This window comes from Nostoc sp. FACHB-110 (genome assembly GCF_014697425.1).
GTDB lineage: Bacteria > Cyanobacteriota > Cyanobacteriia > Cyanobacteriales > Nostocaceae > Nostoc_B.
The window spans coordinates 164,936-186,919 of sequence record NZ_JACJRU010000009.1; the positions used below are offsets into that span (position 1 = coordinate 164,936).

Genomic DNA, 21,984 nt, shown 5'->3' on the forward strand with positions numbered 1-21,984 from the left:
TTGCCCCTGCCTACAGTAGACCTACAAGAGATTGTGGTTTCACCAGTGAATTTTGGTGGCAGTATTAATTGTGACGCATATTAGCTAAATATTGCAGATGACGGCAAGTTAATTTTTCCTGAAATAGGGAAGAACGCTTATGTTTACTTTGCTCAGTTAAAAGTCAAAAATCACGAATCTTTACATTACTATGACCATACTGAGATTTAGCCATCGGCAAAATTAATATGTAAGAATTCAGCACTCAAGAGTCAGAATTTATAGAAGGTTTGATATTACAAGTAGATTCATGATTAAAATTGGCTTCTAATTCTTTCATTATTCTGATTCCTGAATTCAGGCGGATGTATTCTTGCATTAATATTTCCTTTTTTTCTGACTCTGTACTATTCAGGATTGATTTTGAGTTTGACGTTTTTAATTTTTACTTACGTGACTATGCAATGGTAATTCAATCATAAAACAGGTAAGATTTGACTTACTTTCTACCGCTACTGTTCCGCCTAATTGCTTAATTATTTTGTCAACTAATGCTAGTCCTAATCCTGCGCCACCTTGCTTCCACGGATCATTACTGGGAATCCGATAAAATTTTTCAAAGATATGGGTTAATTCTGAACCGGGAATTTCCACACCAGAATTAATCACTTGAAATTGCATATTTTTGAGCTTTACCTGAGCAGAAATAGTGATTTCAGCATTTAGTGGGCTAAATTTACAAGCATTAGTCAATAATTCTATCAATACGCGTTCGAGACTGAAAGGATCACAAATTATTAGAGGCAAATTAGACGCGATATTTAAACTAATTTTTTGTTTACAGATACTGTGATGACGTGCTTGAAATTGCTCTACTACTTGCCGCAGCCATTTTGGAACTTGAATAGTTTCTAATACCCAAGGTTGAGCTTTGGTATCTAGTCTTTGTAAATCAAGAAAATTGTTGATGAGGTTAATTTCCCGTTCGCACTCGTTATTTAAAATTTCAAAATAGCGGGATATCTTTGAGCTTTCTGCGGGTGGTTGGGTAACTTCGCCTAAAGATTCTTGTGCTTGTAACATGGCAATTCCTAACATTTGAATCGCCATTTTCATATTTGTTAGTGGGGTGCGGAGTTCGTGAGAAACTGTACTGAGAAATTCTTCTTTAAGACGGCTGAGGTTTTCTATTTCTGCTAATTTGGAAGGTTGTAAAGATGGACTTTCCTGAATATTTTTATCGCTTTGAGCAAGATATTCTGCTTGCTTATACGCGGTAATATCCTCACACACCATCAAAATAACGGGACTGTTTGGGTATAGTTTATTTTCCAATTTTAAGCCTTCTTTGTCATCAGGCAAAACTTTGAGGATGACTCTTACCCAGACAATTTTACTGTCAGGGCAATCTAAACGATATTCATCATTCAAAGTACTGGTCTCAGAAGTCTGGCAAAGCTCAATTAAAGCATCACATAGCCTTTGCTTCTCTGAGAAGTCAAATAAATTAAAAATAGAAGTTTGAAGTAATTGTTCTGGCTGATAACCAAGAGAGTTTGCACCGAAATGATTCACAGACAAAATTATCCCAGTGATATCCAAACTCAAGTGGATAGACGGTGTATGGTTGTAGAGCCTTCGATACCATTGGAGTTCTTCTTGAGTACGTTGCAGCATTTGTGCTGTGTACATATCTAAATCGGAGGTGCGTTCTGGCACAACTTCTAAGCAAACAGGAGTTGCTGGCAAGGTATCTTGTGGTTGTTGAGTTTGATGCCAGAGCGATCGCTGATTGAAGCTCATAAGACTTAAAGTTGTACCAAGGGCTAATTTCTCGGAATCAAGCAGAAAAAAGGTTATTATACTGCTTTTGAATCAATTTGTGCTAAAAATAGCTCAAAGTTTTATTTTTTGATGGCTATTAATTGATTTCTACTGATAGCTCTCACTTACAGGCTTTTGATACGGTTTGTTGACATTTCGTTAAACATTGTTGCGAAAAACTAAGTTCGTTTTGCTAATTTCTGAATTCGAGATTGGGAGTTCTGTTTCAGAAATTGGTGCAGCAATTGTAGTTCAGAGGTATCAAGGTCACGCCATTGGCCTAGTGGTAGGCTATCTAAACGAATCTGACCTATACTTACCCTGATCAGTCGTAATGTCGGAAACCCCACAGCCGCCGTCATACGTCGCACCTGACGATTTTTGCCTTCTGTCAAAGTCAATTCTAACCATGCAGTTGGCACATTCTTGCGAAATCGAATCGGGGGATGGCGATCGCATACTGGTGGATCTGCGGATAATAGCCTCACTTGTGCTGGTCGAGTGCAGTAATTTTGGATTTCGACACCCGTTTGCAATTTGGTTATAGCATCTGCATCGGGAATTCGCTCTACTTGTACCCAGTAAGTTCGCTGATGGCCAAAACGCGGATCAGACAGCCGATGTTGCAATTTTCCATCATTTGTCAACAGTAATAACCCTTCACTATCCCAGTCTAAACGCCCCACAGGATAGACATCAGGCACATCAATATAATCTTTGAGTGTGCTTTGGTTCGGTGTTTCCTGCGTAAATTGACTGAGAACACCGTAAGGTTTGTGAAAAATCAGATACCTAAAATTATGCGCCATGCAAAATTATCTATTTTTGATATACCCCTCTACTCTCAATTGAAACTTAACAGTTGTTCTTGAGTAGAATTATGCAAAAATTTGGGAATTTTAATAAAAACGACATAAATCTTGAGTTAATTATGCTGAATTATAAGATTTGCCGACGTTCTTTCTTGTTCCTAGGAGGTGCTTCCGTAGTGCAAGGATTAACATTGGCCCTTCCCGCCACTGCACAAACAGTCCAAATTAAAAAAGCCAAAGTTAATCGCGTTTCTTTTTACCAGACAATTATTGACCTGACTGACCCCCAAACTTTCATGACTATTGGTTTAGCCAACAATGCCACCTTTGCTAATACACAACAGAAAAGCAGTGGGGATGAAGAGTTTAGCAAAATGGTATCTCGTTACCGGGCTGCGGTAATTGCCAACGGGACTTTTTTCGCCAAAAATGCCCAAAAAACAGTGATGGGTAACATGGTAGCAGCAGGTAGATTTCTCAAATACAGCCAGTGGGAAAATTTCGGCACTACCTTGGGTTTAAGAGTTGGCAACCAGCCAGAAATGATTACAGCTAGAGTTGATGGTAAACCAGAATGGCATCAACATTGGTTTTCTTTAACCTGCGGCCCTCGATTGTTAAGGCAGGGAAAAATTTGGCTCAACCCAGGACTAGAAGGATTTAAAGATCCTCATGTTTTAGGTCAAGGCGCACGCACAGCCATTGGCTTTCCTGCTGATGGCAAAAAGTTATTTTTGGTGAATTTCGACAGTAGCCTCACTTTGCAGCAAACAGCACAAGCTATGAAAGCAATCGGCTGTTACGAAGCCATGAATTTAGATGGTGGTGCTTCCAAAGCTTTAGCAGCAAATAATAAAATTTTAGTCCCAGCTGGCAGACCCATAACCAATGTGATTGTTGTCTATGATGCTAAAAATCCGGCTCCAGCAGCTTTAAAACAAGCTTGGGCGAGATTTCAACAAGGCGATCGCCCGAAAATATCTGATGTATAGGGGCAAAGTGCGATCGCTTTCAGCATCCACATAGATTAAGTTTCCCAAGACTGCAAGTCATTGGGATTCCACATTTTTCTTTATTTTTCTTTGCGCCTTTGCGCGAGATAAAATAATTACGTTAGCGAGTCCACCAGTTTCATTATTTCAACTCAACTACGCCAAAGTTCTATGACCCTTGCTAAATCTTCTGAACTAGGCATTACCCATCTCCCCGACCATACTGAATTACCAGAGTCAGACGGAACCTTTGTGAAAAACTTTCAAGAACATCCTCAAAGTCTCCTACTCACCGACTCTATCACAGATGTATTACAGCAACTACATCCTGATCATCAGTTTGCTATTGGCCAAGATTGCGGTATTTATTGGCGTTTGACCGAACCACCAGAAAAAGGCGCAGAAGCACCAGATTGGTTTTATGTGCCTAATGTACCACCAATGTTAAACGGTAAATTTCGCCGTTCTTATGTGTTGTGGCAAGAATACGTCGCACCGTTAATTGTTTTAGAATTTGTCTCTGGTGATGGTTCAGAAGAACGGGACAAAACACCCCTGACTGGTAAATTTTGGGTGTATGAGCAGGCAATTAGAGTGCCATTCTACGGCATTTATGAGTTTAGTAAAGCGTCAGTAGAAGTTTATCACTTAGTAGATGGCAAGTATCAATTATTGCCAGCAAATGAAAGAGGTCACTACTCTATTCCGCCGATGGGTGTGGAATTAGGGATTTGGCAAGGACAATATAAAAACATGACAGCACCTTGGTTGCGCTGGTGGGATACACAGGGAAATTTGTTGCTGAGTAGTGATGAAAAATCCCAACAATTAACATCTCAGTTAGAAGAAGTATCATCACAATTAGAACAAGAACAGGAAAAAGCCGAACGCTTGGCAGAAAAGTTGCGTCAAATGGGGATTGACCCTGATCAATTGTAGAAGGCGATCGCTCTCAGCATCCATATAGATTGAGTTTCCCAAGGCTACAAGCCATTGGGAAAATGAGCGTTTCACAACAAAATCTAAAAATCTTATCTAAGACGCTTGGAAATTTTATAAATTAGCGTTACAGTATTTCTATAAACCTTAGCCAAGGTTTTTGAAAATTAACCATGTCAAAAATAATATACGATGTCATCCAACGTTTTGAGGTAGAAAATGGTGTTCCTCGTTTAGTTTCAACGAATATACAAGTTATTGAAGGCGGGGAAGATTTGCTGTCTTTGGCTACCAATCTGTTGGCTCAACTAGGTTTCTATGACAAGTTTGAGGAAAATCGAACATCTCAGTATATAGGATATCGGCTGAAAAATCCTGGGAAAGGAGCTAAACGTTATCAACTGGTTTTAGCCCCACGTAAAGAGGGTTTATGTATCTCTATTTCTAAAGATGTTTTAATTCCAAATATCCTATGTTTACAATACTCCAATGTATGGAATGAAGAGCCTAGTACTGACTTAGGTAAATTTTGGATATTGCCAAGTAAAGAAGATAGGTTTTGGGAATCGATGCAATTTCATTATCCAAATCTACTAACACTTGGACAAACAACTGGTAGTTTTGCACTCAATAAACGTGAGGAGCTTGAATATTATTCAAATGAATTTTCTAACTTTAATATAAACGACTATCGGAATTTCATTAATTCACCAGAAGAATTCGATATTAAAAGCTTGGGAAGTAGCGATTATTATCTTGTTATTAACGATGACAAACTTTTTCCTTATACTTGGCAGATTTGTATTAGTTCAAAGGAAGTATTAGAAGAATTTCTTAGTTACTTTGCAAAAATTATAATGGAGCAATAATAATGTCTCTAAAACTCAAAAGACTTGTCAACCCTTATGAAGAAAGAATGCTAGAGTTTTTACAAACTTGCATTGAAGATAATTATAAAATTCATACACAGGTAAGCCTGTGTTCATTTTGTGAACTAGAGAATAACATTGACTGGAAGCTGAGAAATTTTTTCTTTAGCTCCAATGTAGACGCTCTAATTACCAATAAAGAGTATAAACCGTGTTTAGTTGTAGAATTTCAGTCTTCATATCATGATTCTCCAGAAGCAAGAGAACGTGATGCTAAAAAAGCTAATTTACTTACTCTTGCTGGTATTCCATTTTTGTATTCACGGGTTAGAAATTTTGGATTATTGCAAATTTACTCTCAAACTGAAGAAGTAGTCTTTAACTTATTTACAGGAGAAGGTCGTGAGAATGCTAGAACCCTAATTAGAAAGTATTGCACACCATCTATTTTTGTTAATGTCTAGACATCTTTCGCGCTCTTCTTTGCGTCTCTGCGCCTCTGCGTGAGATAAAAAATATTGTTTGGCAACAAAACCTCTAACTGTGAGTTACACCGCCTCAATCACACCACAGCAGATTCATAAAGTAATAACAGAAATAGCGATCGCACCTGACCCACACCTCATAAATTGTTAACCCCCTTGCCCCCAACCCTAAACAAGGTGGTACAATCTACATCCATGCTAGGGGTGCCTACATCATCAAGGCTGAGATCACACCCTTAACACCTGAGTCTGGGTAATACCAGCGGAGGGAAGCTGTTTATCGAGGAATTTCAATATGCGGAAAGAATGGGTTGCCAAGCGGCGTGGGCAGAGCAATGTAACTCAAATGCACTACGCACGTCAAGGTGTTATCACCGAAGAAATGCACTACGTTGCTCAACGAGAAAATCTTCCTGCTGACTTAATTCGTGAAGAAGTAGCCCGGGGACGGATGATTATCCCAGCTAACATTAATCACACCAACCTAGAGCCGATGGCTATTGGTATCGCTTCTAAATGTAAGGTAAATGCCAATATTGGTGCTTCACCCAACTCTTCTAACCTTCAAGAAGAAGTAGATAAATTGAAGCTAGCGGTGAAGTATGGTGCTGACACAGTGATGGACTTGTCCACAGGTGGCGGTAACTTAGATGAAATCCGCACCGCAATTATTAACGCTTCACCCGTTCCCATCGGAACAGTGCCAGTTTACCAAGCATTAGAAAGTGTCCACGGCACAATTGAAAACCTCACCGCCGATGACTTTCTCCACATCATTGAAAAACATGCCCAGCAAGGAGTAGACTATCAAACCATCCACGCTGGCATTTTGATGGAACATTTGCCTCTAGTCAGAAGCCGCATTACTGGGATTGTTTCTCGTGGTGGCGGTATTTTGGCACGGTGGATGCTGCATCACCACAAGCAAAACCCGCTTTATACCCACTTTCAAGACATCATTGAAATCTTCAAAAGATATGATGTTTCCTTCAGCTTAGGTGATTCCCTTCGTCCAGGCTGTACCCATGACGCTTCCGATGAAGCCCAGTTAGCTGAATTGAAAACCCTCGGTCAACTCACCCGCAAAGCTTGGGAACACGATGTCCAGGTAATGGTTGAAGGGCCTGGACACGTACCAATGGATCAAATTGAATTTAACGTACGCAAGCAAATGGAAGAGTGTTCTGAAGCACCTTTCTATGTTTTGGGGCCTTTAGTAACAGATATTGCTCCTGGTTATGACCACATTACTTCCGCTATTGGTGCAGCAATGGCTGGATGGTATGGTACAGCCATGCTGTGCTATGTAACACCTAAAGAACATTTAGGGCTACCTAACGCTGAAGATGTCCGCAATGGTTTAATTGCTTACAAGATAGCAGCCCACGCCGCCGATATCGCCAGACATCGCCCAGGTGCAAGAGACAGAGACGATGAACTCTCCCGCGCCCGTTATAACTTCGACTGGAACCGTCAGTTTGAATTATCCCTCGACCCCGAAAGAGCGAAGGAATACCATGACGAAACCTTACCCGCAGACATCTACAAAACGGCTGAATTTTGTTCGATGTGTGGGCCAAAGTTCTGTCCTATGCAAACTAAGGTTGATGCTGATGCGCTGACAGAACTAGAGAAGTTCTTGGCAAAAGAAAAGGTGACACAAGGTTAATTTTTGAAACGCGGAGGTACACAGAGGTAAACGCAAAGTATCGCAAAGTTTTCTCCGCGATACTCTGCGATTTCCTTTGCAAACCTCTGCGTTTAAAAGGTTTTTTCTAAAATGAAGAGAATGCGATCGCTATTAATTGTCTAATTCTCGATATCTTTGTTGAATATCCTCAATCGTAAATATAGCAGTAAATTTCAAGCTAACAGACTCGTAAAATTCTGCCCCACCTTGTTTTCTATCTACTAGTGAAATCACTTCCTCAACGACATAACCAGCATCTCTGAGTCGGTTCACTGCTTTCATTGCAGATTGTCCAGTGGTGACAACATCTTCTAAAACTACTACTTTTGCACCTTCTGGTAAATTTGGCCCTTCAATATAAGCCCTAGTTCCATGACCTTTAGCTTCTTTGCGAATAATTAAGGCTGGGATTGGTCGATTTTCGTAAGCAGAAATCACACTGACTGATGTCACAATTGGATCTGCACCTAGGGTTAAACCTGCAACGGCTTGGGTATCTGAAGATAACAGGGATAAGAGTATCCGACCAATAGCTAAAGCACCTTGGGGATGAAGTGTCACCTGTTTACCATTGATGTAATAAGAACTAGGTTGTCCTGAAGAAAGAACAAAATCGCCTTCTTGATAAGCGAGTTGACAAAACAAATCTAATAGCTTGTGGCGCAGAGTAGCTAGGTCAGAAGTTGCGGCCCAAATATCAGCCTGGGTAAGGGTTTCAGTAGAATACGTCATTACAAATGATTAGAAGTTGTGCTACACCAAAGGTTGAACTCATAAGAGTTCTGAAATTAAGCATAAGTTAAGATTTGCCCAAAAATTGAGGAGCTAAAAAAGATGGGTATAAAGTTGAAGCCCTTTGGTGGTTTTTTGGTGCTTTTAGCTACAGGACTAATTTTTCCAGCTGTAGCTTCTGCTGAGACAGAAACACCTAATTACGAAACAGCTAATGATGCGTTTGAACGGGCTTATTTCCGTCACGATCGCAATTTTTACGAAAACAATACCTCCAAGCGTCAGCTCCAAAATTTTCTCGGTAATGGTTCCGGTTTTCGTGACTCTTTCTCGGATAATGAAATTGCTCGTGATGGTGAGTTGATGAATACTCTCTATCGGGATATGCTGACTCAGCAAACCGGTAATGATCCATACCTCCGCACACCAGATTTACCCAATCCTTATGATACTTCTTTGCTTATGTCTCCCCGCTTGAATACCAATAAATTAAAAGTTGGTACAGAATTCCACTTTGAAACGGCTTTGCCAAGGTAATAGTGCTGAGTGCGGAGTGCTGAGTATTCAAGAGTGCGTTAAAAGTTAAATTAGCTTTACATACCACTACTAAAATGACAGTTTAAAAAATCCATCACTCAGCACTCAGCACTTATAAAAAAATCCAGGGTGCAGGAGTTGAACCTGCCTTGGGCGAATTATGAGTTCGCTGCCTCAACCGCTCGGCCAACCCTGGTCGAATATTAATTTTATCTCAAATTTACTATTTGTCTACCCCCTAAAACAGTCTACCAGATTTTTATACTACATAATTTAATTATGAAATAATGCACACTATTATTGATTAAGTTCCTTTAAGGCTTGAGTTCAAAAACTTCAATGCTCTTAATATAGACCAGCATTCTTCGGCAACAGCTTGTCAGCGATGAAAATAAATACGACTGTAATACTGACGTTCATTCTATTAGTCCTGATGTTGGGTGCAGGGTCGGTGAGCGCGTTTTTAGGCTTTAATTTGGGCAGTCTAGCTCTCAAAGGTGTATCAACCCCAGATGGCCGCCCGACAACTAAATTCGCCAGTGCCAAGGCCAGCAACTCCCAACAGGTTGGGCTAACATTATTAAAAGAAGAAGAAATATTAAAAGTTGTTAAGTCTCGGATTGAAGGCAAAACCAAAGCTGCTAAATCAGAAAAGCTAGAAGACGACGAAGAAGAAATTAATAATAAGCCAAAGCCACAAGAGAAGCCACAAGAAGTAGTTGAAGAAAAACCGCAACCGGGATTTCCTGTAAGTGCTGAAAGTGAAGGCGTAACTTTTGCAGTGCAATCGGCGCGTTACTCTGGCGGCGACTTACTACTGAAAGTGAAAATGCAGAATAAAGGCAAAGATTCTGTGAGATTTTTATATAGCTTTTTAGATGTTACCGATGATAAAGGTAGAACTTTAAGTGCCAGCACAGAAAGTCTACCAGCAGAATTACCTGCTAATGGCCCGACATTTTCCGGTACAGTAATTATTCCTACAGCTTTACTGGATGATGTGAATAAGGTATCTCTGTCTTTGACAGATTACCCCGCACAAAAGCTAAAGCTAGATGTATCTGATATTCCTGTAGCAAGGTAGGGGCGGGAACTGAAGTATGAAGTGTGAAGTATGAAGTATGAAATTAATACTTCATACTTCATAGTTTCGCAATACTCAGTAAAAGTAAAAGAATAGGGGCGTTAGTTTACAGAGCTTTGGCAGTGACTGGTTTTCCTGGTTTAACTTGGGCAGATGTAGGGCTACGATTATTATCAGTACTATTACTGATTGCCATCAATGCCTTTTTTGTGACGGCAGAGTTTTCGATGGTGACAGTACGACGATCGCGCATTCATCAGCTGGTTAGGGCTGGTGACATTCCAGCGATCGCTGTTGAAACGCTACAACGCAGTATTGATCGGTTGCTATCGACAACACAGTTAGGTATTACCCTCTCTAGCTTGGCTTTGGGTTGGATTGGCGAAAGTACAATTGTCGTGCTGGTGAGGGCGTGGCTGAAATCTTGGCCTTTACCAGCAACAACCAATAATTTTATTGCTCATTCGCTATCAATTCCCATTGCCTTTTTTTTGGTAGCCTATCTGCAAATTGTTTTAGGGGAGTTATGCCCAAAATCCTTAGCATTGTTGTATTCAGAACAACTGGCACGATTTTTGGGGCCTTCTGTCAAAGCGATCGTCCGTTTTTTTAGTCCTTTCATCTGGATTTTGAACCAGTCAACTCGTTGGCTATTACGAATTTTTGGCATTGAATATACAGGTCAAAGCTGGCGACCACCCGTCACCCCAGAAGAACTACAAATCATCATCTCTACCGAAAGAGAATCTACAGGTTTACAGCTTTCCGAACGAAAACTCTTAAATAATGTCTTTGAGTTTGGCGATGTTACTGCCCAAGATGTGATGATTCCGCGCAATGGGATTGTTGCTTTACCTAAAGATGCCACATTTGGTCATTTACTCCAAGAAATGATCGCTACTGGACACTCTCGCTATCCAGTCATTGGCGAATCTTTAGACGATATTCGCGGCATTGTTTACTTTCGAGACTTGGCGCAACCCTTGGCAATGGAGAAACTGAATTTAACATCCCATATTCACTCTTGGATGCGCCCTGCTCGCTTTGTGCCAGAACACACGCCTTTAAGTGAATTATTGCCAATGATGCAGCAAGAAAAGCCAGCTATGGTGATTGTTGTCGATGAGTTTGGCGGGACGGTCGGGTTAGTCACGATTCAAGATGTAATCGGCGAAATTATTGGTAATACCGGAGAAGCTGAAAGCAATGACGACTTGCTTATACAAATTGTCGATCAAGACACATTTTTAGTACAGGCACAAATTAATCTTGAAGACCTCAACGAAGTTTTACGTTTAAATTTGCCTTTAATTAGGGAATATCAAACTTTAGGGGGTTTTTTGCTCTATCAATTACAGAAAATGCCTCCCAAAGGCGAGATATTTTTATACGAAAATCTTCAGTTCACCATAGTCTCTGTAGTTGGGCCGAGGCTGCATCAAATCCAGGTGAAACGTTTAGCGGCGTGAGTAGAGAGGCGAAATTTCGCATCTCTAATCCTCATTCCCTAAGCATAAGCAATCGGGTCTTTTAAGCCTAATTCCTCAAAAGCTGCCAGTCTTAAGCGGCAAGAATCACAGACTCCACAAGCTAGATCATTACCCGCGTAGCAAGACCAAGTTAAATCCCAGGGAACGCCTAATTTGTTACCAAGTTGAATGATTTCGGTTTTTTTTAGCTTCACCAAGGGGGCAACAATCTCAGTCGGGTTGCCCTCGCGTCCTTGTTTGGTTCCAAGACGAAAAACTTCTTGCATAGCTTGGATGTAGTCAGGACGACAATCGGGATAACCGGAATAATCTAAGGCGTTAACACCAATGTATACTCTTTGGGCCGCGATCGCTTCGGCATAACCGAGTGCAAAGCTTAAAAATATGGTATTCCGTGCAGGTACATAGGTGACAGGAATATTTTGCGACATTTCATCTAAAGAACGCTCTTGGGGTAAATCAATTTTTTCGTCCGTCAGCGCAGAACCTCCCCATAGCCGTAAGTCAAAATTGACCACCTGATGTTCTCTTACTCCTGCTGTTTGCGCCACTCGCAAAGCTGAATCTAACTCTCGGCGATGTCTTTGTTGATAATCAAAGGAAATAGCATAACACTCACAACCATCAGCGTTGGCTTGATAGAGTACAGTAGAAGAATCTAATCCACCAGATAACAAAATTACGGCTTTCATCTCGACTGCAAAATTTTTAGACAGCAAATCGCAAAATCATACATTGAAAAACTAGAATGTAGTATTACTAATCACTTTTTTAACTAAAAAAGACAACAAAAGCACAAACAGCAAACAGTCTTTCTTATTTCTTGTTACCTGTTTTATCAGACTGTTCCAGTTTATAAACTGTACCAATATCTAAGTAATTATAAATTTAATTTTGTACTTTTTGTAACTGAGTCAATTATTTTTTCTAGCAATTTTAGCGGGGAAATTTCCAAATATTGAATCACTTAGCTGAAATATGGAGATTTTCACTTACTTTGGATTTTGTGTTTAAAGTTAATAAAAAAACACATTACCTATTGTGTTAAGCGCAAAAAACTGATTGATTTAAAACTGAACCTAAAAAAGACAGCCAGATTGCGGGAACTATCGCAAACTTTGAAATTCTTCATAAACAGAGCCTCTATGTTACCATCTGGATGGTTTTAGACGGATCATAACTGGCTGTTCAGTATAAACGCCAACGGCCGCAGCGTCTCTTATTTTGGTGGTTGAGGAGAGAACAATAGTGCAAAATAGCATATCAGTGGCAGAATCAAATTCATACACACAGCGTAACCAGCCACGACCGATTCGCATAGGCGTAATCGGGGTGGGTAACATGGGACAACATCATGCCCGTGTCTTAAGTTCAATGAAAGATGTTGAACTAGTCGGCGTGGCAGATATCAATGTCGAACGAGGCTTAGAAACCGCTAGCAAATACAAGGTACGTTTTTTTGAAGATTACTGCGACTTGCTACCTCACGTAGAGGCAGTTTGTGTTGCTGTACCTACCCGTCTGCATTACGCAGTAGGTATTAACTGCCTATTAGCTGGCATTCATGTTTTGATTGAAAAACCAATAGCAGCTAGCATTTCTGAGGCTGAATCTCTCGTGAATGCCGCAGCGGAATCTCAGTGTATTTTGCAAGTTGGTCACATTGAGCGTTTCAATCCTGCCTTCCAGGAACTCAGCAAGGTGCTGAAAACTGAAGAATTATTAGCACTAGAAGCTCATCGTATGAGTCCCTACTCAGACCGAGCAAATGATGTTTCTGTGGTGCTGGATTTAATGATCCACGATATTGACTTGATGCTAGAGTTGGCTGCTTCCCCAGTAGTCAAGCTGACAGCTAGTGGAACTCGCGCTCTCGACTCTGGTTATTTAGATTACGTGACAGCCACTTTAGGATTTGCTAATGGTATTGTCGCTACTCTGACTGCAAGTAAAGTCACCCACAGAAAAATTCGTCGCATTGTTGCTCATTGCAAAAAATCATTCACTGAAGCAGATTTTCTCAAGAATGAAATTTTAGTTCATCGCCAAACAACCACCAATTTAACTGACAATCGCCAGCTACTTTACCGTCAGGATGGATTGATTGAAAAAGTTTACACCACCAACATTCAACCCCTAAGTGCAGAGTTAGAACATTTTGTCAACTGTGTTCATGGTGGGAATCAACCTTCGGTAGGTGGGGAACAAGCCCTGAAAGCTTTGAGATTGGCAAGTTTAATTGAGCAAATGGCTCTAGAAGAGCGCGTGTTCAACCCATTAGACTGGCCAGAATCAAGAGTGCAATCTTTGACCTCAACAATCTAATAGAGGTACGGATATGGGGGTGCGGAGGGGAACATCAAATTTTTCTCTTCTGCCCTCTAGCTATCTGAATCAAATCAGGACTGACGTACAAATTATGTCTGTGGCGGCTAGGTTGGGGTTAGTAAGTTTTGGATAGATATACACGCCACTTGACTCAAGTCGAGCCAGCACGTTGCCAAGACCCCACCGCCTTAAGTTTGACAAATGTTTGGGTAAGTAGTGAAAAAGCGATCGCATCCCCAACTAATTCAGCATTAAAAATTCCACAAACACTATGCGCGAGAATAGGTACTGTTTGCGAAGATTATCCAAAAATTATCTAACCAAAAGTAATATTTTATACTCAATACTTGGTTTGATGAAGATGGTAAGCTAGTCGTCATTTAAATTGCACCATATTCATGGTAGTAAAAGCTGCAAACCCTCTCCCTTGCTCCCTGCCCCCTGCTCCCCTGCGGTCTCAATGTGAAAATTAAACGATTAACAGCTTAGACTATCATCCCCCAAAGCAGAGCGAAGCGGATATTCGGGGGATGTTTTAATCTTCTAGGTCTTCTGCTTCTTCAGTCATACCAGGGTTGATGAGAGTAATATCATACTCACTGGAGTCTGTTTGCCCTGCTCGTTGAGTATTTCTTAACAAATAATAAATAGCGCGGACTTGGGGGCCAAAAACAATTTCGTCCTCGTTTTTTAAATCGTGCGCTGGCATTTTACGCCCGTTAATCATTAATCCGTTGGCACTGGCTTTACCCTTAGCATCGCCATCTACAATCCGATAATAATAGCTATGGCTATTGTGTTCTCTGGGCAATCTCACCAAGGTAGCATGGCGACGGGAGACGAACTGAGACACTAAACGGATATTGCAATCACGGTCTCTGCCAATCGAGTAAATGGAATTTTCTAAAGGGAATTCCTTCCGGCCTTGATCGTCTTCAAGAATTAATAGATGGCTTTCATGAATTTCTGTGGCCATTGATATGTTGTGATCGTGAACAGCTGAATTCTGATTAATTAGCTTTTTTTGATTGTTAATGTTTCCTACCATTCTTGGGTACTACAGTCTGTGGTAATAACTCTGACAAAATTTGAAAGCTATACTGACTGGGAAGAGTAGAACAAAATCGTTCTACTCTATCGATAAGATGTGTAACACCTAACTAACGATTTAGTTTAACCTGAGTTGGTAAAAACCGACATTTGGTTTGCCCTTTCATCTACAGATCCAACCTTCATAAACGATGGGCTAGCTTACGTAATAATATTGAGTTAGTCACAACGCTAACTGAGCTAAAAGCCATGAGTGCCGCAGCGTTAGAAGGACTAAGAACGAAACCTAGACTGGGTAAAAAAACGCCTGCTGCTAAGGGAATACCTAAGGTATTATACGCAAAAGCCCAGAATAAATTTTGCCGAATCTTGTTGAATGTAGCATGGCTCAACCCGATCGATTCTACAACGTCACTTAGGCGATCGCCCATCAAGACAATCTCCGCAGTTTCCATTGCTACATCTGTACCGGAGTGTAAGGCAATACCAACATCTGCTTGAGATAAAGCAGGCGCATCATTAATGCCATCTCCAACCATTGCGACAATTTTGGATTGGGAAGAATTTTCGGCTTGGAGCGATTTAATCACTTCGGCTTTTTTGCTCGGGGGAACTCCGGCTATCACATCCGCACTATTTAAGCCGAGTTGCTTACCTATTGCAGTTGCAGCTTCTGGCCGATCGCCACTGAGTAGTATTACTCGTAAGCCTCTTTGGCGCAGTTTGTCTATAGTGGTTTGTGCATCTGGTCTGAGGGTATCTTGCACAGCAATTAATCCCAATAAGCTACCGTTAGCGGCTATACAAACAACGGTTTTACCAGCTGTTGCTAGTTTTTGAATTTCTTGTTGGATGGTGTCGTTAACCACTACTCCGTGCCAACTCAGCCAATCTTGATTGCCTAACAGTACTGTCATCTGTTCTACTATCGCAGACACACCCAAGCCTGGTTCGGTATGAAAATCTATAGCGTTGGGAACAGGTAACTGCTGGCGTTGAACTGCTTGTTGAATGGCTTTAGCAAGGGGATGGTGTGTACCACTTTCGACGGCGGCGGCTAGCTGGATGAGGGAGTAGGAAGTAGAAAATGGGGAGTGGGCAACTTCGAGACAATCAGTGACAGTGGGATTACCTGTTGTGAGCGTACCAGTTTTATCAAAGACCACAGTATCTAACTGGTGAACTTTTTCTAAAACGTCACCACCTTTGATTAATAAACCTTTTTCTGCACCTATGCCCGTACCCACGAGAATTGCTGTAGGTGTGGCTAGCCCTAAAGCACAGGGACAAGCAACAACCATAACGGCAATTGCTAGTTTTAAGCTGGTTAACAGGGGGGAGTGGGGAGTAGGGAGTGGGGAGTGGTGGGTGGTGTGGCTGATCATTTCCATGCTGTTGGACATGGTGACATCAGGCCAGATGTGAGTCCCGAAAAAGTACCAAAACACAAAAGTCAATACAGAAGCTGTTAACACCCCGTAAGTAAAGTAACCAGCTACGGTATCGGCTAATTTTTGTACAGGTGCTTTGCGGGTTTGGGCTGTTTCTACCAAGGCAACTATTTGCGCCAGTGTTGTATCTTTGCCTGTACGGGTTGCTTGAATTGCGATCGCACCTGATTGGTTAATAGTTCCGGCTGTGACTGTATCGCCTGGTTGTTTGCTGACAGGTACAGATTCACCCGTTAACATTGACTCGTCTACAGTGGTTTGACCAAGACGCACTTCACCATCAACCGCAATTTTATCGCCGGGTAATACCTGCAACCATTCACCAACCCGCACTTGTTCTGCTGGGATTTCAATACTGTTAGTACCAAATTCCAATTTTGTTGGGTCTGGGTTGGGAATTAACCTTGCTATTTGGGGTTGGAGTGCCAATAGTTGTCTAAAGGCTGCGGCTGCTTTACCTCTGGCTTGTCGCTCTAATGTCCTGCCTAGAAGAATAAAGCCTAACATCATCACTGGTTCATCAAAGAAGCACTCCCACCCCATTTGAGGGAATAGCAGTGCAATTAAACTCGCAGTGTAAGCAGTGAGTGTTCCTAACCCCACCAAGGTGTTCATGTTGGGAGAATTCCGCCGCCAGCCCAACCAACCATCAACGATGATAGGACGGCCGGGAAATAAGATGGCGATGGTTGCCAGTCCACAGTGAAACCAGATATTGTCTAATGCTGGCAATATTGAGCCACCAAGGCTGCTAAAATGCCCAATACCGGAAAATACTAATAATATCCCTGCGATCGCCAACTGCCTAAATGCAGCACGCATTTCTTTTTGCTGTCGTTGTGCTGAATCATCTAAGGTAATTTGCTCACTAGCTTTGCGGGTTTGAGTTGGGAATCCTGCGGTAGTTAATCGCTTGGCCAGAGCATCGGGGTCTATCGCTCCAACTTCTGACTCTACAACTGCTACCTCCGTCGCTAGATTCACGCAGGCACTCTTGACTCCTGGATATTGGGTTAGCTGACGCTCTACAGCACTTACACACCCAGCACACTTCATACCCCCCACATCGAGAATAATTGTCTCTAATGCTGGGGCTGGTTCTATGTCAAGGTTCGTTTTCGGCACAAGTCGCATGGCAAGTTTTGGGATTCGCTACGAACATTCAACGCCTAACTAAAAGCGTCTCTAATTCGAGCGTAGGCGAAATTTGCAACTATGACTGAATGTGGATAACATTAATTTTTTTAATTGCTGACTTTCCCTGTTCCCCAAACCCTGTTAAGCGTTAATGATTTAGCGTCAAGAGCTTGCCAAAGCGATTGATTATTTTTTATTTGGCAGTCCCCTATTTCCTATTTTGCGTGATAACTACGGTTCCAGCGTAGATAAGTGACATAAACAACAGCTGCAAACTGCATTGGCATTAAGAAAATCAGGCTCTTCAAATAAGAATGAATTTCTAAATTAGACATAGTGCTGAAATAACCACAACCTAAGATCAGCAAAAAAAACCAGAGCAGATGTTTACGTTTGAGAGTGAACATGGCAGTAGGTTAAGATTTTTTCAGATTTTTCTGGGCAATCTACTTAATTTTTATTAGCTGGTCTATCCCCAACTTCTTAAATAAGTTGGGGATTTAACTCACCATGATTTATAAATTTTCCTGAAACTTTCTAGCAATTTTAATTGCTAGAAAGTTTAAAACCAGGTTTGTTTATTCACAAAATAAGTATTTACAAATTCTTCTGATGATTTATTTAAATAAATCATCCCTTCGATTAAACCTATAAGTTGCATAACTATCAAGGCAATACCGTAGGTAAAGCTACCTGCAACTATAGATATAGCCAACATAATAAAGCCTTCTGGGTTATATCCTAAAATAAATTTATGAACTCCAAATCCGCCAAACAAAATTGCACAATAACCAGCCAGAAGTTGTTTATTAGGATGGCTAGGATTGAGATTGGCCATAGCGACTATTACTCCTCAACAATAGGTAAGAATTTAAGCTTTTCATTTAATAAGAACAAGTAAATATATTGATACTTATTAGTTCAAGCTAGTTTTATGAAGAAAATTTAAGAATTCTCGGTGAATTCCTGCGATATTTGTAAATAAAACAAATTTCCCACTTAGGATGGGCTAATATACATCTAATTGCTGTCTAGATAAAGGTGTCACTCCTTTATAAGAAATGAAATAATCAAGATATGAGGATAATGCAAGTAATGTGTAGCTTACAAATAGCAAGCTACTTGATGGATATATTTAATTGTGATTATGACATCAAAGACAGCTATCTTGCAGATTCTTAGGTATGATTTCTCATATAGAGAATTAATCCTCAAGATTCAGCAACAAACGGCAATCTACTACCATTTTTACAGACCGATTAATGTTATATCCGGACTTTTTTGATCTAGCTGTAATGGTGCGCTTCCAATGTGATTGGAAATGTATATTTGGATGCAGATAACATCTATGCTTTTCGCTAGAAAGTTATTTAATCTAGGTTTGAGTACCTCAAAGTAACACTTAACACTTTTATTTAGTTGTCTTTTACAACTCCTATCACGCAAAACTGAATTGAGTGTTCAATTTTGTTTGTTGTATATAGCACAGATAGGAAATCAACTTCTGAACAATAGCTGAAACTATTTAGATATTACTAAATATCAATCTAACAGTTTTGTAGGCTATTTGACAGTATTGCTGAAATTTTTCATTGCCCTCAATACAGTTAAATTTAATCCAGCATATGCTGAATACTGGATTCAGTAACTACCAATGAAATATCATTACCTACGGAGATAAAAACAGATATTTTTCTCTAGCGCAACCGTATTTTTATCGTATTATTAATTACTGCTGCCCAAAAGAAATAAGCTCAGTAGTGTACCGCTATTCCAAAGACTGTGGAGCAACATAGGAGCTAGGAGATTGCGCGATCGCGTGTAAACTACACCTAACACCATACCTAGGGCTGTCAGTGGTAAAACTTCTGACAAGCTCAAATGAGCAATTGCAAACAAAAAACTACTAGCTAAGATTGCTCCCCACACAGGGATGTAACGCGTCAGGGAAGGCAATAAAAAGCCACGAAATAAAATTTCTTCAAATAAAGGAGCGGCGATAGCAGCTGTCGAGAAAAATATTCCCAGTGCCACAAAATCTTGGCTTTCGAGTGCCAATTGCAATAAAGGGTTACTACCACCCTGTCCTTGCCAAAGCTTTTGGTTAATTAACGACACCACCACAACTATAGGTAAAGCAGCGCAATAACCACCCAACCCCCACAAAAACCAGTTATCGCGTAGCTGGAATTTAAACCACAATCGGGGTAAAGGGAAAAACCTCTTGATGGAAAGATACATCACAAAAAGCGCACCCGCAGCCACCAAAAGATAACTCACCAAAACAGAAACAGCTTGTAGGCGCACATCCGTAATCGGGCGAGGAATTGGCAATATCAGCAGTAAAAAAGGAACAAACACCTGTCCCATGAAGAAAAAGCCGACAACAAACACCTGAATTATCGTTTCGACATCCCAAGGTGTTGACCAAACTAAATCACCGTTTTGTGCGATTAAAGCCTCTTTCCCCTTCAGCAAGCGTTGAGAAAATAAGAAAATCAATAAAATTGTCCCAATTAAAGCTGCCAAGGCGGGGATAATACCAATTAAGGTTAATTTAAACACAGCCTGCGCTGCCGCTTCTTGTTGTTCAGCTTTAATAGCGGCTAAAGGTTCTGGGCGTTGCTGGAGTTGGTATAGCTGAATCAAAGCAGTGTAGCGAAACCAACCATCTAAATTCTTTTGAATTAACTGTTGGGCATCAGGTAAAATGCGTGCCGGCTCACTCCAAATACCATTTAAAACAGTAGCAGTCTCGATAAATTCACCACTGATAGTTGGTTTATCTGTTTTGACTAAACCTTGTACCTCGTCCCAAGTTTTGAGTGCAGCGTCTTGTTGTCCTTGTTGTGCTTGTAAAATGCCTAAACGCAGATCCAATTCCGCTAGTAACTTTTGTTGTTGTTTTAAGGACTGCCTTAACTGTTGCAGTTTTACTTCAGGAGATGTGCCAGTATCAAGAGTGTCTTGGGGTATAGGTTTAGGTGGGGGAGTAATATTTGCTGGCGAACTTAGCTGTGTAATTTGGGTTTGGACTTTATCTATATTAGTTTGTACCGATTCTTTGGCATCCTGATATTGCTTGGTCGCATTTTCCAAAGGTCGCTCTTCCAGGATGGCTTGTCGTAGTGGCTGAAGATTATCGCCATCTTCTGGTTGCCAAGCTTGTGCTTGTAGAGAAATATTTGTTTGGTAAAGTTCCAGACGACTTTGGAACTGGGGTTTTTGCCAACTACTAACTAAAGATAAAGTAGCTAACCCAATCGCTATCAACGTCGAAACTATTAAAACCAACCGCTTGATTGTCATCTATTTTACCCTTTGACGAACCAGAACAAAGCACACCCCTTGGGAATTATCGCAAGAAAACGCAGGAGGTGGATAGATATTAGCAATATTGTGAGTCTACTTTACAAGTCTGAAGTGCAAAGCTAAGTCATATCAGACTTTTACTCATAAAGATTCAGCCATTGATGTATGACTGATAATTAGTGGATAATCAGTAGCCACCCAGTACAAGCTGAACAGATGCACCAGTCCGAAGAAAAAATCGCTCTCAAATTTTTAGACTTATTTTGTGGAATTGGCGGGTTTCGTATTGCGGTAGAAATGGTTTGCCAAGAGCGTAATCTCAACCCCGTCTGTGTTTTTTCTAGTGATATAGATTCTGATGCTCAAAAAGCATACTTAGCAAATTTTGGTGAACAGCCTGCTGGTGACATTACTAAGATACAGGCGCAAGATATCCCTGAACATGATATTTTGTTCGCGGGGTTTCCGTGTCAACCCTTTAGTATATGCGGAGACATGAAAGGGTTTGATGATATCCGTGGAACGTTGTTTTTTGAAATTGCCCGAATCTTGCAAGCGAAACAGCCTCAAGCTTTTGTTTTGGAGAATGTCAAACAACTAAAAGGACACAATCAAGGTCAAACACTCAGGCGAATTATGGAGACTATTCGCAGCTTAGGATATTACGCAGACTATCACATTCTTAACGCACTGAACTTTGGTGTACCGCAGAAGCGCGAACGTATTTTTATTGTTGGCTTCCGCAATCAAGTTAATTTTATCTGGCCGAATGGTGATGTGCCGATGAAACCACTAGCAGAAATTTTGGTAGATGACGTGCCAGAGTTTTATTATGCTTCCGAAAAAATTAGGAATAATCGTCTAGAAAAACGTCAGGGAAAAAAGCAATATAGTGAAGCAACTATCTGGCATGAAAACAAAGGCGGAAATATTAGTGCATATCCTTATTCTTGTGCCTTGAGAGCAGGTGCTTCTTATAATTACCTTTTAGTCAATGGTGAAAGAAGGCTGACAGAGCGTGAAATGTTACGACTCCAAGGCTTTCCTGATTCTTATAAAATAGTTGGCTCTTATCAAGCTGTGAGAAAACAAGCTGGTAATGCGGTAGCGATCCCTTGCGTTGCGGCTGTGATACGCTCGGTTTTGGATACAATAGCAAAGACTTCTATAATAACAAATCAACTCCTTATCTCCCTAGTACAGGTCGGCTTAAATAAACAGACCATCTAAAATAGCTAAAAGGCTGGTGGTATAAATATTCTTTCTTTTTCCT

At 40.8% G+C, this 21,984-nt stretch carries 19 protein-coding genes, 1 tRNA gene and 1 riboswitch; of the genes, 11 read left to right on the plus strand and 9 right to left on the minus strand.

Translation table 11 applies throughout. From position 1 onward, the window contains the following. Nucleotides 1–417 precede the first annotated feature (417 nt). Nucleotides 418–1,782, minus strand: a complete 1,365-nt coding sequence (locus tag H6G69_RS11720; RefSeq protein ID WP_190686301.1) for a PAS domain-containing sensor histidine kinase — start codon at nucleotides 1,780–1,782, stop codon at nucleotides 418–420. 200 nt (nucleotides 1,783–1,982) lie between these two features. Continuing rightward, nucleotides 1,983–2,612, minus strand: a complete 630-nt coding sequence (locus H6G69_RS11725) for an rRNA large subunit pseudouridine synthase E (RefSeq protein ID WP_190686304.1) — start codon at nucleotides 2,610–2,612, stop codon at nucleotides 1,983–1,985. A 122-nt stretch (nucleotides 2,613–2,734) separates the two neighbouring features. On the opposite strand from H6G69_RS11725, the gene H6G69_RS11730 reads away from it, so the two are divergent. From H6G69_RS11730 to thiC, 5 genes are all read left to right on the plus strand, one after another. Then, nucleotides 2,735–3,607, plus strand: coding sequence for a phosphodiester glycosidase family protein (locus H6G69_RS11730; RefSeq protein WP_190686306.1), 873 nt, complete (start codon nucleotides 2,735–2,737; stop codon nucleotides 3,605–3,607). A gap of 171 nt (nucleotides 3,608–3,778) precedes the next feature. After that, nucleotides 3,779–4,546 carry a Uma2 family endonuclease gene (locus H6G69_RS11735; protein WP_190686309.1) on the plus strand — a complete coding sequence of 256 codons (768 nt, stop codon included), beginning with the start codon at nucleotides 3,779–3,781 and terminating at the stop codon, nucleotides 4,544–4,546. Between the two features lie 173 nt (nucleotides 4,547–4,719). After that, on the plus strand, nucleotides 4,720–5,415 hold the full coding sequence (locus H6G69_RS11740; RefSeq protein WP_190686312.1) for a hypothetical protein: 696 nt from the start codon (nucleotides 4,720–4,722) through the stop codon (nucleotides 5,413–5,415). A gap of 2 nt (nucleotides 5,416–5,417) precedes the next feature. Then, nucleotides 5,418–5,879, plus strand: a complete 462-nt coding sequence (locus H6G69_RS11745; protein WP_190686315.1) for a DUF2726 domain-containing protein — start codon at nucleotides 5,418–5,420, stop codon at nucleotides 5,877–5,879. Nucleotides 5,880–6,090: 211 nt separating this feature from the next. Continuing rightward, nucleotides 6,091–6,188, plus strand: a riboswitch (TPP riboswitch). A 7-nt stretch (nucleotides 6,189–6,195) separates the two neighbouring features. Continuing rightward, a complete protein-coding gene (thiC, locus tag H6G69_RS11750; protein ID WP_190686318.1) occupies nucleotides 6,196–7,569 on the plus strand; it encodes a phosphomethylpyrimidine synthase in 1,374 nt (457 codons plus the stop codon). A 132-nt stretch (nucleotides 7,570–7,701) separates the two neighbouring features. Here the strand turns inward: thiC and pyrE are convergent, their stop codons facing one another. Then, on the minus strand, nucleotides 7,702–8,322 hold the full coding sequence (pyrE, locus tag H6G69_RS11755) for an orotate phosphoribosyltransferase (protein WP_190686321.1): 621 nt from the start codon (nucleotides 8,320–8,322) through the stop codon (nucleotides 7,702–7,704). Between the two features lie 102 nt (nucleotides 8,323–8,424). On the opposite strand from pyrE, the gene H6G69_RS11760 reads away from it, so the two are divergent. Then, nucleotides 8,425–8,859 carry a hypothetical protein gene (locus H6G69_RS11760; protein WP_190686323.1) on the plus strand — a complete coding sequence of 145 codons (435 nt, stop codon included), beginning with the start codon at nucleotides 8,425–8,427 and terminating at the stop codon, nucleotides 8,857–8,859. 123 nt (nucleotides 8,860–8,982) lie between these two features. Here H6G69_RS11760 and H6G69_RS11765 read toward each other — a convergent pair. Then, nucleotides 8,983–9,055 (minus strand) — tRNA-Ile (locus H6G69_RS11765). Between the two features lie 189 nt (nucleotides 9,056–9,244). Here H6G69_RS11765 and H6G69_RS11770 point away from each other — a divergent pair. Then, nucleotides 9,245–9,943: a hypothetical protein gene (locus tag H6G69_RS11770; RefSeq protein WP_190686325.1), complete on the plus strand. Its 699-nt coding sequence runs from the start codon at nucleotides 9,245–9,247 to the stop codon at nucleotides 9,941–9,943. A gap of 122 nt (nucleotides 9,944–10,065) precedes the next feature. Then, nucleotides 10,066–11,412: a hemolysin family protein gene (locus H6G69_RS11775; protein WP_190686328.1), complete on the plus strand. Its 1,347-nt coding sequence runs from the start codon at nucleotides 10,066–10,068 to the stop codon at nucleotides 11,410–11,412. Between the two features lie 38 nt (nucleotides 11,413–11,450). On the opposite strand, the gene queC is transcribed toward H6G69_RS11775, so the two are convergent. Beyond that, entirely contained in the window at nucleotides 11,451–12,125 is a 675-nt protein-coding gene (gene queC, locus H6G69_RS11780) for a 7-cyano-7-deazaguanine synthase QueC (protein WP_190686343.1), read from the minus strand. A 556-nt stretch (nucleotides 12,126–12,681) separates the two neighbouring features. Here queC and H6G69_RS11785 point away from each other — a divergent pair. After that, nucleotides 12,682–13,758: a Gfo/Idh/MocA family oxidoreductase gene (locus tag H6G69_RS11785; protein ID WP_190686346.1), complete on the plus strand. Its 1,077-nt coding sequence runs from the start codon at nucleotides 12,682–12,684 to the stop codon at nucleotides 13,756–13,758. Between the two features lie 128 nt (nucleotides 13,759–13,886). Beyond that, the gene (locus tag H6G69_RS11790) at nucleotides 13,887–14,081 is read left to right on the plus strand and encodes a hypothetical protein (protein ID WP_190686348.1); all 195 of its coding nucleotides are present in this window, start codon (nucleotides 13,887–13,889) and stop codon (nucleotides 14,079–14,081) included. A 215-nt stretch (nucleotides 14,082–14,296) separates the two neighbouring features. On the opposite strand, the gene H6G69_RS11795 is transcribed toward H6G69_RS11790, so the two are convergent. The 4 genes from H6G69_RS11795 to H6G69_RS11810 form a co-directional block, all read right to left on the minus strand. Continuing rightward, entirely contained in the window at nucleotides 14,297–14,809 is a 513-nt protein-coding gene (locus tag H6G69_RS11795; protein WP_190686351.1) for an FHA domain-containing protein, read from the minus strand. A 184-nt stretch (nucleotides 14,810–14,993) separates the two neighbouring features. Continuing rightward, nucleotides 14,994–17,396: a cation-translocating P-type ATPase gene (locus H6G69_RS11800; protein ID WP_190686354.1), complete on the minus strand. Its 2,403-nt coding sequence runs from the start codon at nucleotides 17,394–17,396 to the stop codon at nucleotides 14,994–14,996. Nucleotides 17,397–17,961: 565 nt separating this feature from the next. Further along, nucleotides 17,962–18,237, minus strand: a complete 276-nt coding sequence (locus H6G69_RS11805) for a TM2 domain-containing protein (RefSeq protein ID WP_190686357.1) — start codon at nucleotides 18,235–18,237, stop codon at nucleotides 17,962–17,964. Nucleotides 18,238–19,124: 887 nt separating this feature from the next. Continuing rightward, nucleotides 19,125–20,708, minus strand: coding sequence for a CPBP family intramembrane glutamic endopeptidase (locus H6G69_RS11810; protein WP_190686361.1), 1,584 nt, complete (start codon nucleotides 20,706–20,708; stop codon nucleotides 19,125–19,127). Between the two features lie 219 nt (nucleotides 20,709–20,927). Here H6G69_RS11810 and H6G69_RS11815 point away from each other — a divergent pair, with 219 nt between their 5' ends. After that, nucleotides 20,928–21,941: a DNA cytosine methyltransferase gene (locus H6G69_RS11815; RefSeq protein WP_190686364.1), complete on the plus strand. Its 1,014-nt coding sequence runs from the start codon at nucleotides 20,928–20,930 to the stop codon at nucleotides 21,939–21,941. The last annotated feature ends 43 nt before the right edge of the window (nucleotides 21,942–21,984 follow it).

Excerpts from the sequence above, each read along its gene's own strand:
- H6G69_RS11720 (WP_190686301.1), bottom strand. The coding sequence starts at position 1,782 with ATGAGCTTCAATCAGCGATCGCTCTGGCATCAAACTCAACAACCACAA.
- H6G69_RS11725 (WP_190686304.1), bottom strand. The coding sequence starts at position 2,612 with ATGGCGCATAATTTTAGGTATCTGATTTTTCACAAACCTTACGGTGTT.
- H6G69_RS11730 (WP_190686306.1), top strand. The coding sequence starts at position 2,735 with ATGCTGAATTATAAGATTTGCCGACGTTCTTTCTTGTTCCTAGGAGGT.
- H6G69_RS11735 (WP_190686309.1), top strand. The coding sequence starts at position 3,779 with ATGACCCTTGCTAAATCTTCTGAACTAGGCATTACCCATCTCCCCGAC.
- H6G69_RS11740 (WP_190686312.1), top strand. The coding sequence starts at position 4,720 with ATGTCAAAAATAATATACGATGTCATCCAACGTTTTGAGGTAGAAAAT.
- H6G69_RS11745 (WP_190686315.1), top strand. The coding sequence starts at position 5,418 with ATGTCTCTAAAACTCAAAAGACTTGTCAACCCTTATGAAGAAAGAATG.
- thiC (WP_190686318.1), top strand. The coding sequence starts at position 6,196 with ATGCGGAAAGAATGGGTTGCCAAGCGGCGTGGGCAGAGCAATGTAACT.
- pyrE (WP_190686321.1), bottom strand. The coding sequence starts at position 8,322 with ATGACGTATTCTACTGAAACCCTTACCCAGGCTGATATTTGGGCCGCA.
- H6G69_RS11760 (WP_190686323.1), top strand. The coding sequence starts at position 8,425 with ATGGGTATAAAGTTGAAGCCCTTTGGTGGTTTTTTGGTGCTTTTAGCT.
- H6G69_RS11770 (WP_190686325.1), top strand. The coding sequence starts at position 9,245 with ATGAAAATAAATACGACTGTAATACTGACGTTCATTCTATTAGTCCTG.
- queC (WP_190686343.1), bottom strand. The coding sequence starts at position 12,125 with ATGAAAGCCGTAATTTTGTTATCTGGTGGATTAGATTCTTCTACTGTA.
- H6G69_RS11795 (WP_190686351.1), bottom strand. The coding sequence starts at position 14,809 with ATGGTAGGAAACATTAACAATCAAAAAAAGCTAATTAATCAGAATTCA.
- H6G69_RS11800 (WP_190686354.1), bottom strand. The coding sequence starts at position 17,396 with ATGCGACTTGTGCCGAAAACGAACCTTGACATAGAACCAGCCCCAGCA.
- H6G69_RS11805 (WP_190686357.1), bottom strand. The coding sequence starts at position 18,237 with ATGGCCAATCTCAATCCTAGCCATCCTAATAAACAACTTCTGGCTGGT.
- H6G69_RS11810 (WP_190686361.1), bottom strand. The coding sequence starts at position 20,708 with ATGACAATCAAGCGGTTGGTTTTAATAGTTTCGACGTTGATAGCGATT.
- H6G69_RS11815 (WP_190686364.1), top strand. The coding sequence starts at position 20,928 with ATGCACCAGTCCGAAGAAAAAATCGCTCTCAAATTTTTAGACTTATTT.